The organism is Nonomuraea sp. NPDC050202, from assembly GCF_040656115.1.
Taxonomy (GTDB): domain Bacteria; phylum Actinomycetota; class Actinomycetes; order Streptosporangiales; family Streptosporangiaceae; genus Nonomuraea.
This window is the reverse complement of sequence record NZ_JBFALF010000029.1, coordinates 17030-32030: the sequence shown is the minus strand read 5'-3', so window position 1 is coordinate 32030 and position 15001 is coordinate 17030. Positions and strand designations below refer to the sequence as shown.

7 protein-coding genes are annotated in these 15001 nt (G+C 73.0%); 2 read left to right on the top strand and 5 right to left on the bottom strand.

All coding sequences use genetic code 11. The features are described 5' to 3' along the window. The first annotated feature begins 112 nt into the window (after positions 1-112). Complete coding sequence (locus AB0I79_RS46125) at positions 113-3229, top strand: BTAD domain-containing putative transcriptional regulator (protein ID WP_357887576.1); 3117 nt, start codon at positions 113-115, stop codon at positions 3227-3229. A 111-nt stretch (positions 3230-3340) separates the two neighbouring features. On the opposite strand, the gene AB0I79_RS46120 is transcribed toward AB0I79_RS46125, so the two are convergent. Both AB0I79_RS46120 and AB0I79_RS46115 read right to left on the bottom strand, forming a co-directional pair. Further along, entirely contained in the window at positions 3341-4240 is a 900-nt protein-coding gene (locus tag AB0I79_RS46120) for an MBL fold metallo-hydrolase (RefSeq protein ID WP_357887574.1), read from the bottom strand. Between the two features lie 179 nt (positions 4241-4419). Continuing rightward, entirely contained in the window at positions 4420-7170 is a 2751-nt protein-coding gene (locus AB0I79_RS46115) for a heparinase II/III family protein (protein ID WP_357887571.1), read from the bottom strand. 183 nt (positions 7171-7353) lie between these two features. Here AB0I79_RS46115 and AB0I79_RS46110 point away from each other — a divergent pair, with 183 nt between their 5' ends. After that, on the top strand, positions 7354-7845 hold the full coding sequence (locus AB0I79_RS46110) for a hypothetical protein (RefSeq protein WP_357887568.1): 492 nt from the start codon (positions 7354-7356) through the stop codon (positions 7843-7845). Between the two features lie 316 nt (positions 7846-8161). On the opposite strand, the gene AB0I79_RS46105 is transcribed toward AB0I79_RS46110, so the two are convergent. The 3 genes from AB0I79_RS46105 to AB0I79_RS46095 form a co-directional block, all read right to left on the bottom strand. Beyond that, positions 8162-8767 carry an ABATE domain-containing protein gene (locus AB0I79_RS46105; RefSeq protein ID WP_357887565.1) on the bottom strand — a complete coding sequence of 202 codons (606 nt, stop codon included), beginning with the start codon at positions 8765-8767 and terminating at the stop codon, positions 8162-8164. 112 nt (positions 8768-8879) lie between these two features. Continuing rightward, positions 8880-9752: an alpha/beta hydrolase gene (locus tag AB0I79_RS46100; protein ID WP_357887562.1), complete on the bottom strand. Its 873-nt coding sequence runs from the start codon at positions 9750-9752 to the stop codon at positions 8880-8882. Between the two features lie 355 nt (positions 9753-10107). Further along, positions 10108-14967 (bottom strand): DUF4132 domain-containing protein, encoded by a 4860-nt coding sequence (locus AB0I79_RS46095; RefSeq protein WP_357887559.1) that lies wholly within the window; start codon positions 14965-14967, stop codon positions 10108-10110. Positions 14968-15001: the final 34 nt, after the last annotated feature.

Genomic DNA, 15001 nt, shown 5'->3' with positions numbered 1-15001 from the left:
CGGGGCGCGAGTTCTGTCGCAGCCTGACAAGCCCGGTGAAGTCCGCCGCACTACACTTGACTCCTCCAGATCGCCCTTCGGGTTCTCCGGCGGGAGGACGAGCTTGCACGGCGTGGCGTGGTTCGGGGTCCTGGGTTCGCTGGAGGTAACGGCGCGCGGCCGGCCGGTGTCCATGGCCGGCCGTAACCAGCGCGAGCTGCTGGCGATGCTGCTCCTGCGGGCCAACCACCCGGTGAGCCTGGACACGCTGGTCGAGTCGTTCTGGCCGGCCGACACGCCCGCCACCGCCCGAAGGCAGATCCAGAACGGCGTGGGACGGCTGCGCAGGACCCTGACGGCCGGCGGCGTACCGGCGGGCACGATCGCGACCAGGCCCGGCGGCTACCTGCTGACGGCCACCCCCGGAGAGCTCGACCTGCTCGCGTTCGAGCACCAGGTCGGCGAGGCCCGCAGGGCCGGAGGTGAGCAGGAGGCCGCCGCCCGGTTGCGGGCCGCGCTGGCGCTGTGGCGGGGGCAGCCGCTGGCCGACATCGACCATCGCCTGGTGCTGGCAGAGTCCCGCCGCCTTCAGGAACGGCGGTTGGAGGTGCTGGAGGAGTGCCTGGAGCTGGAGCTGCGGCTGGGCCGCCACCACGAGATCGCCGGAGAGCTGGCGGACCTCGTGGCCGAGCACCCGCTGCGCGAGCGGCTGTGCGCCCTGCTGATGCTGGCGCTCCACCACGACGGCCGCACCGCCGAGGCGCTGGAAGCCTACCGCCGGACGCGTACGGCGCTGGTCGAGGAGCTGGGCCTGGAGCCCGGGGCCGCGCTGAGGCGGCTGGAGCACGCCATCCTGACCGGCGACGACGCCCTCGCCCCGCCGGCCTCGTCCGCGGGCCGGGCCGCCGGTCCCGTCCGGCCCCGCCAGCTCCCGCCGGACGTGGCCGACCTCACCGGCAGGGACGAAATCGCCGCCGGGATGCGCGAGCTGCTTCGCCCCGCCCCGGACGGCACGGCCGTGACCGTGGTGGCGATCAGCGGTCAGGCCGGGGTCGGCAAGACCACGCTGGCCGTGCACGTGGCGCACGCCGTCTCGGGCGCCTTCCCCGACGGCCAGCTCTACGCGGACCTGCGCGGCGGCTGGCAGGCCCACCGGGCCGGGCCGGACGAGGTGCTGGCCCGGTTTCTGCGCGCGCTCGGCATGGCGGGCGCGGAGATCCCGCGCGGGGCGGACGAACGCGCCAAGGAGTACCGCTCGCGCCTGGCGGGCCGCCGGCTGCTCGTCGTCCTCGACAACGCGGCCGACGAGGCGCAGGTCCGGCCGCTGATCCCGGGCACGCCGAGCTGCGCCGTCCTGGTGACCAGCCGCGCCAAGCTGGCCGGCCTGCCCGGCGCCCGACTGGTCGAGCTCGGCGTGCTGGACACCTCGCGCGCCGTCGAGCTGCTGGGCCGCATCGCGGGCGCCGGGCGTGTGGCGGCCGAGGCGGGGGCGGCGCGCGAGCTGGTCCGGCTGTGCGGCGGCCTGCCGCTCGCGCTGCGCATCATGGGGGCCAGGCTGGTCGTGCACGGCCGTGCCACGATCGCCGAGCTGGCCCGCCGCCTGGCCGACGAGAGCCGCCGCCTCGACGAGCTGTCCTATGGTGACCTGGAGGTACGCGGGAGCTTGTCCTACAGCTTCCACCGGCTCAGCCCGCGGGCGAAGCGGCTGCTGTGCCTGTTGGCCCACCTGTACGCGCCCGACGTCTCCGCCTGGACGTGCGCCGCCCTGCTCGGCACCGACCGTCCGCCCGACACCCACGCGGCCCACACCCACGCGGCACCCCACACCCACGCAGCGCCAGACAACCACGCGGCGCCAGACAACCACAGGGCGGATGACACGCCTGCGACGCTCGGCATCGACCTGGCAGAGGCCGGTGAGCTGATCGGCGAGCTGGTCCGCGCCCGGCTGCTGGAGACGTCCGGCACCACCCGTCCCCGCTACCACCTGCACGATCTCATCCGGCTGTTCGCCAGGGAGAGCGTCGCCGAAGACGTCCGCCCGGCCGTCGTGCGCGCGCTGGGCGGCTGGCTGGCCCTGGCCGAACACGCCCACCTCGCGCTGTCCGGCGGCGACTACGTCACCCTGCGCGGCGACGCCCCGCGGTGGCGCCCGGCCGTGACCGAGCCGGCCGGCCTGATCGCCGAGGACCCCCTGGCCTGGTACGACACCGAGCACCTGAACCTCGTGCGGGCCGTGCGCCAGGCCTGCGACCTGGAGCTCGACGAGCTGTGCTGGGAGCTGGTAGCCGGCTCCTACCCGTTGTTCCTGACCCGCGGGCACAACGACGACTGGGAGGACGTCCTGTGGTGCGCCCTGGCCTGCACGCGCCGTGCGGGCAACGCCCGCGGCACGGCGACCATGCTCATGGGGCTCGGCCTGCTGGGCGCGTACCGGCATGAATACGCCGAGGCCGCCGAGGTCCTGGACGAGTCGGTACGGACGTTCAGGCGGCTCGGCGAGACTCGCGGCCTCCTGTACGCGCTCGGGATCGCGGCTCATGTGGAGGGCATGATGGGCCGCTACGACCAGGCCATCGCCCGCCACGAGGAGGCGCTGGAGGTGCACCGCGCCTCCGGCGACCGCGGCGCCGAGACGCTGCTGTCCCGCTCGCTGGGCCAGCTCCTGGTGGAGGTGGGCCGCTTCGAGCAGGCAGGGCCGCTGCTGGAACGGGCGCTGGCGGTGGGCCGCGACGGCGACCGGCGGGTACGCGCGGAGGTGCTGTACTGGCTGGGCCAGCTCCGCCTCGGCACAGGCGAGCTCGACGCGGCCGAGTCCGACTTCAAGGAGATGCTGGCCATCGCCGAGGACCTCGGCAATCCCAGGGAGGAGGCGGAGGCCCGGTACGCGCTGGGCCTGGTGCGGCTGGAGACCGGCGCGTACGCGGCGGCGGCCGGCCTCTTCCGCCAGGCCCTGGCCCTGAACCGGCCGCTCCGCGAGCCCCTGACCGACGGCCGCATCCGGGTCGCGCTCGGCCTGCTGCACCATCGGCGGGGTGAGCACGAGCAGGCGTACGGCCACCTGACCGAGGCACTGCGGATCTTCGGCTCCATCCTGACGCCGCTGTGGCAGGCCCGCGCGCTCAGCGCGCTCGGGGACGTGCAGCGGGCCCGCGGCGACCGGACGGCGGCCGAGGCGGCATGGCGGCGCGCCCGCGTCCTGTTCGCCCAGGTCGGCTCGCCGGAAGCGGCCCGCGTCGGCCCCACCTGACCCCATCGCCCGCCGTACGCCTGCGACCGGCGACCGTGCTGCTCCTGCATACGGGAGCGTCTGCAGGGCCCTCGCGGCGTGACCCGTGCCGAACGGCTCGGACGGCCGCGATCACACCGAGATGAACGGCTCCGTCAGGTGCGGCGTCGCGAGGTGCAGCGTGGTGGCGGTTTCGCGGCTGAGCATGCGCTCCCTCGCGTGCCTGGCCGCTTCACGGTCGATCTCGTGCGAGTAGGCGAGCTCGGGGTGGAGCAGCTGGAGGGCGTGGACCAGGAGGTCGCCGGTGACGAGCACCAGCTCGCGCCCCTCGGCGACCAGCACGCTCTGGTGCCCGGGCGTGTGGCCTGGCGTGGCGACCGTGCGCCCGGCGCGTAGCTGGGTGTCGCCGTCGAGGAGCCGGAGCCGACCGGCCGCCTGGAGCGGGTCGGTGAGGGTCTCGCGGAGCTGCGGGTTGAGCGCGTCGAGGGCGTCGAACTCGGCCCGCTGGAGCAGGTATTCGGCGTTCGGGAAGTAGGGGCGGCGGTCGCCGGACGCGCTGCCGGACGCAGGGGCGCCGCCCATCGCGCTGCTGGTCGAGGCGTTGCCCGTCGCCGCGCCGCCCCCTGATGGGACGGCCGCCTCGGTCACGACCGCCCATCCGACGTGGTCGGTGTGCAGGTGCGTGAGCACCACGGTGTCGACCTCGGCCGGATCGATGCCCGCGGCGGCGAGCGACTCGGGGAGCGCACCGGGCACGGGCGCCCACGAGACGGCCGGGCCGTCCGCCGGGCCGATCCCGGCGTCCACGATGGTGAGGCCCCTGTCGCTGCGGATCGCGTACGCGCGGAACTGGAGCCGCCAGCGGCCCTCGGCGTCGACCGCGCCCGGGTCGTAGCGGTCGGTCTCGGCCCACTGATCGGCCGTGGCCTCGGGGAAGGCCTCGGCACGCGGGGAGAAGAACGGGCCCTCGCCATCGGCGAGGGCGATGATCTCGGTCGAGCCGATCCGGAGACGGGGAACGCTGAGGGACATGGCGGCGATCCTGCCATGCCTTGCACGCCGGTGGTGACGCACCCCACCACCGGCTCCTGAACGTGCTGTGGGTGAGCACGACGATGCCGGCCCTGCACCATGGCCGGCACCATCCTCGACGTCCGCACCGATGACAGATCGCACGGGGAGCCCGACCTGGCGTCCTGGGAAGGGAGGTGTCAGGCGGCCGCGTGGATGAGCGCGCCCGCGCGTTCGAACGGAACGACCGCGCCGTTGAGGATCACTTTGGTGGCGTTCGGCGCCTTGATCGCGATGGACCTGGCCGGGTCGGTGCTCGCGGTCAGTCCGCTGCCGTCGATACGCACGGTGCCGTTCCCGTCGAAGGTCACGGCCAGATCCTTGACCGCGGCCGGCGCCTTGACCAGGGTCTCGCCGGCACGTTCGATCGACGAGCCGTCGACCATCACGATCGATCCGGCGTCGGCGTGGAGCAGCTTGCCGTCGAAGGTGTAGGCCCCGAACGCGCGCGGCGCCTTCGTGGTCCAGGACTTGTAGTAGACCCCCTCGCCGCCGTTCAGGCTCAGGGCTGTCGCCTCGTACGGCTTGGCGCCGCCCACGGGAAGCCGTTCCACCGTCACGGAGGTGTCGGCCGCGCCCTTGGACGGCAGCAGGAGGGTGTCGAAGGTCGTCTGGCCGGAGCCCGTCTTGACGTAGGAGGCGTACTTCGCGTTCTCCACCGAGTAGAACCGCGGCGCGTAGTAGCCGTCGCGCAGGGTGGAGGCGACCTCGGCAGGGTCGGCGGGGACGATCGTGAGGTTCGCGCCCGTCGCGAAGGCGGTGGTCGTGGCCTCCGTCCCGGACCGGATCGAGGGATTGGCGTCCGCGGCGAAATGCCAGTTCTGCTCGTAGCGGTGCTCCTTGACGGCGTCCACCGGCTTGAGCCGGTCGGAGACCACCCACAGGCCCGAATGCAGCGACAGGACGGATCGTTCGTGGCGGACGCCGGCGGAACTCTCGGTGTTCGCGCCGATCAGGTCGAAGGCGGGGTTGCTGATCAGATGCGAGATCCCGCCGGCCGCGGTCGAGGTCTGCCGCTGATCGTCGATCTCTATCGTGCTGTGCGCCTCCGTGGTGAACCGCAGCCACTTCGCGCGCTCGTCCGTGCTGTAGGTGAAGGTGCCCATGTCGGGCAGGAGCGGCCGGCCGTAGGCGTACGCGGTGATCGCCAGCTCGTCCGGATGGCTGTGGTTGCCGCGGTCGGCGTTGATCCGGAGGTGGGAGTCGCCGGCGGTCCAGCCGGAACGGGAGATCGCTACCCGGGTGTCCGGGTAGAGCACGGAGGTGCGCGCCGGCTTCTCGCCGGACGTGCCGGAGGTGCCGACATGGACAAGTTCGGGGTCGTTGAGCAGCTCGCCCAGGCTCCTGAGGGTGCTGCGCAGGTCGAGGGAGTCGCTGTCGCCGTAGGCCGGGCCGTAGCCGCTGGGATAGCTCTGATCCATGAGGAAGCGGCCCAGCTGCCGCAGCTTGGCGGTGGCGGTGAACGTGATGCCGTTGCGCCGCATGAAGGCGACGACGTCCACGTACTGTCTGAGGTAGCCCCGCAGGTAGGCGTCCGTGGACTCCTTGTAGCCGCCATCGGCGTAGGTCGAGTCGTTGAGCTGGGCCGAGAGGAAGTCGGCGGCGTTGGTCCGCCACGCGGGCGCGACGCGGAACTCCGGGAAGTAGACGGAGGCGTGCAGCAGCGTGATCTTCTGTGACTGCATCTTGTTCGGCGTGGCGTTGACGTTCACCTGCAGGTGCAGGCCGGCCCGGTTCATCGTCTTGAGGATCGCGGTGTTGGCCTCGGGGGTCAGCGATGGGCTCTTGCGCAGGATCTCGTAGGCCGCGATCCAGTTGTGCAGGCGGCGCGCGGCGTGCAGGTTGCCCGGGTAGGAACCGGCGCCCTGGTCGGCGTCGTAGACGTCGGCGTCCTTGATGAAGTCGGTCATCAGGCCGATGAGCGTGCGGGCGTGCTGCTCGTTGCCGGTCTTCTGGTACTCCAGGGCCAGCGGGCCGGCGAAGTAGAAGCGGGGCAGTTGGTAGAGATACTCCATGTCGGCGCCGGAGGGCAGCTTCCAGTCGAAGCCGCCGGGGTCGCCCGCCCAGGAGAAGGTGTTCTGCACGGTGTTGGACCAGGTGCGGGTGGCCTCGTCGAAGGTCTCGGCGTTGCCGTACAGCATGATGTCCTTCGCGGTGTCGGCCGTGCCGGTCAGCGTCAGCTCCGCCTTCTTCACACCCGTGACGCTGCCGAGGTCGAAGCGCAGGTAGGCCTTGCGTGTCTCGTCGGTGAACGGCCCCGCGCCCTGGTCGCTGACCTGCATGTAGTACTTGGCGCCGTACACGTTGCCCGGGTTGGCCGCCCAGATGTAGGTGTCGTGCGCGGGGGTGAGGGTCCGCACCGAGCCGTCGGACAGGGTCAAGCGGAGGGTGGGCTTGCCCGAGCCCTTGCTCTTGCTGTTGATGAGGGCGATGACCGCGTCCTTGTGCCGGCTCATCAGGAAGAATCCGGTCTTGCCGCTGGTGACGCTGCTGGTGACGTCGGCCGTGACGGTCTTCTCCCCCGGGCCGAAGGTGAGCGTCTTGACGTAGACCTCGCCCGACCCGAGCGTCCAGATGTGGCTGGAGGTCAGCTCGATCGCGCCCGGCCAGGCCGTGTGCGAGAAGCCGCCGGCCTCGATGGCCGGGCGCGAGCGGTAGTAATCCAGCAACCGCCGCTTGGCCAGCGCGTAGTCGCCCGCCTTCACCGCGCTCTCCACGGGCTTCAGGCCCGCGAGCGCGTAGTTCAACCGCGGTCCCACCGTCCAGGCGCCGCCGCTCCACCTCCCGAAGAAGCCCGCGTCGGACAGCGCGGCCGCGGCGGCCGGAGGGCTCGGCACCAGGAACGCGGCGACCAGAATCAGGGCGGCGAGCCGCCACCACGAGGGAGACATGCACGCCAAAGTAGAGGCGCGCGGTATGTCCGGGGTATGTCAGCGCAAGAGGCCAGGTGACATGCCCGGGCGGGCGGTGGGTTTCAGTGATCAACTGGCTGCCACCAGGCCGTGGGGGCCGGCAGCGATCAACAGTTGATCGTGTCCCAGAACTTTTACCCGATCTTGGCAGTCGAAGCAGACATGATGAAGACGATGATCGGGGCCTCGCTCCTCGCTGGTTCGCTGATGGTCTCCGGCGCCACCGCCGCGGTGGCGCAGGCGAAGCCGACGCTGGGGCCGTACGGTTACGGTGCCGTGAAGCTCGGCATGACCGTCAAGCAGGCCAAGGCGACAGGGCAGGTGGTCAGCAAGATGCCGGGCGGAGGCGGCTGCTCCGGCTGGGACCTGAAGAAGTTCCCGACTCCCAAGGACGAGGTCGGCGTCTATATCTCACCGCGCGTGGGACTGGCCGCCATCTTTGCCGCGAAGGAGATGAGGACGCCGGAAGGCATCAAGATCGGCTCCACCCTCGACCGGCTGAAGGCCGCCTACCCGAAGATCAAGAAGGATATCCACGGGTACTACGTGATCACGGTCCCTGGCAACTGGAAGGCTCACTACACCTTCGGTGTCACGCGCGGCAAGGTCACCGAGTACGGCATCGCGCTCAAGAAGCAGGACTGCTTCAACTAGCGTTCCCAGCATCCCGGCGTAGGCCAGGGACGTGCTGTCGGCCGCCGGGCTGATCCCGTGTCCCGGCGGCTTCCCGCTGCGATGCCTGACCGCATCGGGGGGGCCGTTGTGGCGGCCATCGCGGTGCCGAGGACCGGCTGGCCGGAGATCCGCCAAGCCGTGCCGCCGCCGTCAGCGGTCCGACCCCGATCCCGGTCAGGGTCGCGGCGGTCATCGGGAGCTCCGCGGCGACTGTCCGCCGGACACCCGTTGACGCGTTCCGCCGTCCGCCGGTTTCTGGAGATTCTGGCCCGCTTGGAGCGGATGTCCCCGGTCACTACCCGCCGTGCCGGAGTTGATGGGATCGCACCTTGGTCCGGTTGCCGCAGCGCGCCATGGAACACCAGCGCCGGTTGTGTGCGGGGGAACGGTCGACGAAGCGCAGGGCGCAGCGGTCCGCGCCGCAGACGCGAACCCGGTGGATCTCGTCCGAGAGCAGCAGTTCCACCGCGTCATGAGCGACCAGGCCGAGTCCGGCTGCCGCGTCCTCGGCTCCGTCCTTCCTGTTCCCCGGCGCCAGGCGCCCGCCCACGATGACGACCTGGGGTGCCGGGCGCGGCACCACCATCGCGGCATCGTTGATCAGGGACAGGTCTCCTACGTCGGGCAGTCCGCCGCCCGCCGCCGCCATGACGGCGCGGTCGATCGCCTCGCGCAGTCGCCGCGCGAAGCCCAGCATGACCTCTGGCTGGGCAGGCGTCCGGATCGGCTCGCCGGTCACTCCGGCGGTGTGCAACCAGCGCAGCACGTCGTCAGGTTCGCGGAGCGTCTCACGGGGCTCCTTCCAGCGGTCACGCAGGGTGTTGACGTAGTCGAGGCACACCCGGCCGCCGTACCAGAGCCATTCGTCCTGCGCTGCCGCGCCTGCGGTTCGGGACGTCATCCGCGCGCCGTGGTCCACTGCCAGGTTCGCCTCGGCCGGGCACCTCGGCGAAGCGTGAGGCCGGCAGCCGGTCTGCGGGGGCGAACGGCGAGCGGGTCCTCGCGTGACGGGGTCAACGGCCTCTCCCCTCGGCCAGGAAACCTCGAAGGTGATCGAGGAGGACGTCGGGCCGCTCCTCGGCGATGAAGTGACCGCACTCGGGGATCTGGGCGCCGGTGACGTCCTCGGCGTACTCACGCCAGATGTCCAGGGTCGGGAGCCGGGAGGGAAGTCCGACCGATCCCCACAAGGCCAGCACGGGCATGACCAGTTTGCGCCCCATCGCCGCGTCGTCATCGTCGAGCGCGAGGTCCTGATCCTGGGCGCGGTAGTCGTCGAAGCCGGCCCGCAGGGCGCCGGGCCGGGAGTAGGCGCGGACGTAGGCGTCCACGGCGTCGGGGTCCAGCCCGTGACGGTTGTAGGTCCAGCGTTCGAAGAAGTACTCCAGATATCCGCGGACGTCGTTGGCGACCAGGCGTTCCGGCAGGTCCGGCTGCAGGTGGAACAACCAGTGCCAATACCCGGCCGCCACCGAAGCGTCCAGCCGGCGGAACATCTCCCGCGTCGGCACCACGTCCAGCACGACGAGCCGCTCCACCTGCTCCGGGCGGTCCAGCGCCCAGCGGTGCGCGACGCGGGCGCCGCGGTCGTGCCCCACGACCGCGGCCCGGTCGAAGCCCAGCGTCCGCACGAGCTCGGCCATGTCGGCGGCCATCTGCCGCTTGTCATAGCCGGTCGGCGGCTTGTCGCTGAGACCGTATCCACGCAGGTCAGGCGCGACGACCGTGTGATCGGCGGCCAACGGTTCCAGCACGGCCCGCCAGCACAGGCTGGTCTGCGGCCAGCCGTGGAGCAGGATCACCAGCGGACCGGAACCCGCCCGCGTGTAGTGCACGCGGATGCCGTTCACGAAGGCCACGCCGGTCGTTGTCACGATGCCACTCATGAACTGCCCTACCTCCTTAACCCTCTAAGGGGGTTAAGCTAGCGTGCGGCTGGAGCCCGCGACAAGGGTGAGTGGCGATCTGGGCCTGGTCCCCCTCGCTGCCTCGACATCCTGGCCTGGAACCGCCTCGCCGCCGCCCTGCTCGGGGACCTGGCCGCCCTGCCACCGCGACTACGTGCGCATGGTCTTCCTCGACCGCCACGCCCGAGCCCTGGTACACCGGGTGGCTGGAGAGCCCGTGCCGGGCCGTCTGGACCTGCGGCCCCGCTCCGACGCCCGCGGCGCGGACATGGAACCCCCGGAGGCGGTTGCCGGCCCCGGGCCACTGGTTCGCCTGCCACCCCCTCCGGGAACGTCACCGCAGCCGGGCCGCGGCCTCCAGCGACTCGGACGAACCGAGGAAACGCAGGTCCTCCATGACCAGGGCGACATCGGTGGCGCCGCCGCGGCGGAGGGCCGGGGCCAGCGCGTCCGGGTCGGGCCGGCGGGACGGGCGGAGGTGGACGCGGTAGCCGTCTCCGGCGGGCTCCAGGGTGAGGGCTTCGCCGATGGCGAGCCTGCTCTCAGGGAGGTGGACGGCGGTCGCTCCGGCGGCTCGTTCCAGGGCGGTGACCGAGGTCACCCCGGCGGCGATGGGCAGGGTCGTGTCCGGGCCGGTGACGTGTTCGTGCAGGTCACGCAGGCGGGCGGCGGCGGTCGTACGGGCGGGGTGGTCCTTGGGCAGGCGGTCGGCCAGGAGCCTCGCAGCGCGGGCGAGGTGACCCAGCGGCGGCACGGACGGACGCTCGCCGAGCAGGGCGATCAGCGCCTCCAGGGCGTCCTCGGCGCCGGAGGCGAGGGTGACCCACTGCTCGGTGGTGAGGGGGGTGAGCCTCGGGTGGCGTTCCGTCCAGTACGCGACCGCCCGGTCCAGGTCGGGGCCCGTACGCCAGAGGTCGGCGGGGTCGTCGGGCATGAGCAGCTCGACGGCTTCGACGGCCTCGTCGGTGGTGGTGAGCGCCTCCAGGGAGAGCGCGGCGATGTGCAGCTCGGTCTCGGTCAGGTCGAGTTCGCGGGCGCGGGCGGCGTCGCCCTTCCCGAAGGCGGCGACGCGGCCCCGCGCCCAGCCGTCCGGCCAGGAGAGCGTGCGGGCCGAGGTGGACAGCAGGATCAGGCACTGGGCCGGTGACAGGCCGGTGGCCTCGGCGAACGCCCGTACGGTCGCCTCCCGGTCCACGGGCGGCGGGCCGTTCTCGGCGATCAGGCCGAGCGCCCGCCGGAGCCGGTCCTGGTCGCCCCAGCCGCGGCAGGTCCGCAGCTCGACGACGCGGTTGCGGGTGAACAGGAGCGGGTCGGGGCCGTCCGGGGTGTGGAGGAGCGCCGTGACCGCGTACCCGTGCCCCACCTGCTCGTGGTCGGCGACGGCGGCGGCCATGATGGGGCCGCGGCCCGAGCGGATCTGCCCGAGGTCGTACTCCGGGCGCAGCCGGGCGACGTGCCAGGTGCCGTCGGTACGGAGGAGTCCGGGGACGGCCGCCAGTTCCAGCAGTTGCGCGCGCCCGCCGCCGTCGCCCCACGCGGCCTCCAGGACGGCGGCGCCGAGGCGGCCCAGCGTGTTCTCGACCCCCTTGACGGCGGCGGCGTCGAAGGTCGCGATCTTCTTGTCGTACGGCACCTCGACGGCGGCGCGGGCGAAGTGGGCGATCCTCTCGTACGCGGACTCCGGCCCCGGATCGTCCGGCTCGGGGGACTTCTCGGACGGGACGGCGGGTGCCGCGGAGGCGGGCGCCGGGCGCAGGTGGGGCGGCGGGGTCAGCGCCAGGCGTTCCAGCAGGGCGGCCGCGCGCTCGCGGCATTCGACGGCCGTCCACACCAGGAACGTGACCCCCTTCCGGAGCGACTCGTCGGTGATCTCCGGCAGGAGGGGGCGGAGCCGTCCCGCCAGCTCGTCGCGGGCGGCGTGCTTGTCCAGGTACTCGCTCTCGGGGTCCAGCACCCGCATGAGGTCGGCGGCGAGCGCGGCGTCGGCGACGTCGATCAGGGCCTGCGCCTTCTTATCGTCGACGGCGCGCAGCGCCCTGGATCCTTCGGGGTCGCGCGGCCGCATCGCCGACCACCAGCCGGGAGGCGCGACCAGGCGGGTCCCGGACGCGTAGCGGTGGTGCTCGACCGTGCTGATGTTCTCGGCACCGTCGTGCTCGGGCACCCTGCCCCAGCCGCGGACGTAGCGGCCGATGGTCCGCCCGGCCGGGTCCCGCAGCTCGATGATCCGGCCCTGGCCGCGCCACACGGTGGCCTCGGCGCCGCCGGGGAAGGCGACCCGTTCGCCGTCGGCCGGTACGACGCGGCGGGCGGCGGGGTGCGCGCTGCCGTGCGGGCAGTGCGGGCCGCCGTGGTCCAGTACGGTCACCCGGCCGTTCACGGCGATCAGGCAGCGGTCGTAGAGGTCGCGCGCCTCGGTCCGTTCGTGGGACCGGCTGGAGACGTGCTCGTACGTGCCGAAGCCGTGGGACGGGCCGGCCCCGTCCGGTGTGACGACGCAGGCGCGGAACTGGTGCTCCCAGAGCCGGCCGGCCTCGATCAGGAGCAGGTCGGCGCCGCTCTCTTCCAGGTAGTCGGTGATGGTGTTGACGTGGCCGGGGACGAAGGCGGGCAGCTCCAGCTCGTCGAGGACGCCGCCGCTCAGCGTGGCGGCGAGGGCGCGGGCCGGGTCCGTCCCGGTCGCGATCGTCCGGACGCTGTCCAGGAGGGGGCCGGGGACTCCGGCGATGGTGAACCGTTCGGCGTCGCACAGGGCGGCGTGCGCGTCAGGAAGCCCTTGATCCGGGACCCGTCCGGCATGCTCGGCCAGGATGGCGGCGACGATCTGCGCCGTTCCCGGTGTCGTCGTCAGGGCCCGTACGGTCTCGGGGGCGGTCTGCTTCGGGACGGCGGGCTCGGTGACGTTGAGCTGGTTGGTCACGTTGCCCGCGATCGCGTCGCGCAGCAGCGGGGCCCAGTCCGGGTCGGCGGCAACGGCGGCCAGGTCGGTGCCCGCTCCGGCCGCGAGCCGGTCGTACAGCTTGAACGTGTGCAGCAGCCGGGGCCGCGCGAGCGGGACGCCGCGGTCCAGGAGGAGGTCGAGGAGCGGGAGGTCGGCGGCGGTCTCCTCCCAGCGGTTGACCTCGTCCTCGTCCACTCCCAGTACCGCCTCGTGGTCGTCGCAGGTGAGGCCCTCCGCGCGCAGCCGCGTGCCGGCGTCGTGCAGCAGGTCGCCGAGACCGGCGACGGGGAGCGCGAGCCCCGCGTACAGCCTCAGGAAGCGGCCGAGCCAGTCCTTCGCCGCCGCCCCCGCCGCCCCGGGGAACGTGGTGAACGGGTCGGTCAGGCCCGCGCCCGCGAGGTTGCCGAGGAGGAGCGACACTGCCGCGCTCTTCGCCTCGGGGGTGTCCTGGGCGGGCAGCGGCAGGATGCCGAGGAGCGCGCGGCCGATGCCCGCGTCCGCCCGGCCCATCGGGCCGAGCAGCGGAAGGGCTAACTTCCAGAGGGCCGGCGGTGCCGACTCCATGCAGCCGCTCTCCAGCAGGGCCCGTACGGCGCGTTCGTCCTCGGGCCCACCGAGCGTGTGCCTGGCGGCCTTCGCCAGCGCCGCCCAGCCGTCGGCCAGGGCCAGCGCGCCGTCCGCGCCGTCCGGGACCTGCTCGCACCACTCGGTGAGCAGGCTGCGGTGCCAGCGGTACGCGGCGGGGGCGGGATGGCGGGCGGCGAGCCGCTTGCCGTGCTTCTTGAGCGTGGCCGTTCCGGCGGCGTCCGGTCCCGCGGCGAGGTGCGCCGCGACGAGCGCGGCCTCGTCGACCGGCAGCGCGTGCGCCTCCTCCGCGGCGCGGGCCTTGTCGAAGAAGGCGGCGGCGAAGCGGGCGCTGCCCGCGGCGGCCAGGATCCGCGCGCACTCCTCGTAGAACGGCGGCAGCAGCTCGGGCGCGTGCGTCTCCAGGTCGTCGCCGGTACGGGTGAGCGTGGTGCGCGCGAGGCCCGGCTTTCGGGCGGCCAGGCCGCGCGCGGCCCGCAGGTCGGTGTGCGCGGCCAGGATGCGGGCGCGGTGCGCCGGGTACCGGTGCAGGGCGGTCGCGAGGAAGCCGAGCGGGCCCGCGTGCACGGTGCCGACGCCGGTCTCGGCCACCGGGGCCAGGTCGTGCAGCGACTTCTCGGCCTTGTCGCCGTCGACGGCCGCGCGCCGGACGAGTTCGACGACCGGCTCGTCCAGGACGGAGTGCTCGTAGCGGACGGCGACGCACGTGTCCTCGCCGGAGCCGGCGGGCGTGCCCGGCAGCACCGCCCCGGCGCGCAGCAGCACGTCGCGCGTCGGGGCTGTGCTGCCGGAGGGCGCCACGGTGCCGGGCTCGCCTTGGTGGGCGTCGCAGTAGCGGGAGTACGCCTCGGCCGCCTCCACCACCGGCTCCGTCTCGTCCACGGTGCGGCCCGCGTACAGAGCCATGAGCGTGCGCACGCCCTCGGACCAGGCGATGTCGCCGATCTCCCTGCCGCCCGCGGCGAAGCTCAGCCACGCCAGGTAGGCCGGGCTCATCGGCCCGCTCCAGTCCAGGTCGATCTCGAGGCCGAGCGGCTCGGGCGCGTGCACGGTGAACCGCGCCGTGTTCCCCTTGATGCGCCCGCCCAGCTCGTGCACGCGGCGCTCGAACGCGGCGCCGCTCTCGTACCGGGCGTCCAGGTAGCCGAAGGTGTCGACCACGCCGAACGTCCGGTCCATGCTCGCGGGACGCGTCCACACCTCGCGGCGTACCTGCTCGACAACCTGCGTGAGGTTCCGTCCCCGCCAGACGGGCAGCTCGTCGCCGAGCAGCAGCGGGTGCGGGATCGCGAAGGCGTCCGCGCCCGTCCACGCGCCCGCGCGCAGGAGCGCGCAGCGGCCGAGGTCGGGCGCGCCGTCGACGATCGGGGCGATGACCAGGTCGGTGAGCGTCTCGCGCCACACCGGGTCGTCCCACACGGCCGCGAACACCGCGGCCGGGACGGGCAGCGACCCCACCATCCAGGACTCGACCCGGTCGTGCACCGACCGCGCGTGCTCGCCGAGCCGGTCGCAGAGGGCGGCGAGCCGGAGCGCGGCCGGGTCCTTCCTGACGTTGGCGGGCACCTTGGCCAGCACGCGGCCCGCGGCCGTCCGGCAGGCGAGCACCGGCCGCCGCGTCCCCTCGACGGTGAGCTCGTGGCCCGTCGCGATCCCGATCCATCCCATGGCACACCATTCTTGATCATCCCTGGGACATTCG

Bases quoted from the DNA above. Each gene is read 5' to 3' on its own strand.
- AB0I79_RS46120 (WP_357887574.1), bottom strand. From the start codon at position 4,240: ATGTCCCTCAGCGTTCCCCGTCTCCGGATCGGCTCGACCGAGATCATC.
- AB0I79_RS46110 (WP_357887568.1), top strand. From the start codon at position 7,354: ATGATGAAGACGATGATCGGGGCCTCGCTCCTCGCTGGTTCGCTGATG.
- AB0I79_RS46105 (WP_357887565.1), bottom strand. From the start codon at position 8,767: ATGACGTCCCGAACCGCAGGCGCGGCAGCGCAGGACGAATGGCTCTGG.
- AB0I79_RS46115 (WP_357887571.1), bottom strand. From the start codon at position 7,170: ATGTCTCCCTCGTGGTGGCGGCTCGCCGCCCTGATTCTGGTCGCCGCG.
- AB0I79_RS46100 (WP_357887562.1), bottom strand. From the start codon at position 9,752: ATGAGTGGCATCGTGACAACGACCGGCGTGGCCTTCGTGAACGGCATC.
- AB0I79_RS46095 (WP_357887559.1), bottom strand. From the start codon at position 14,967: ATGGGATGGATCGGGATCGCGACGGGCCACGAGCTCACCGTCGAGGGG.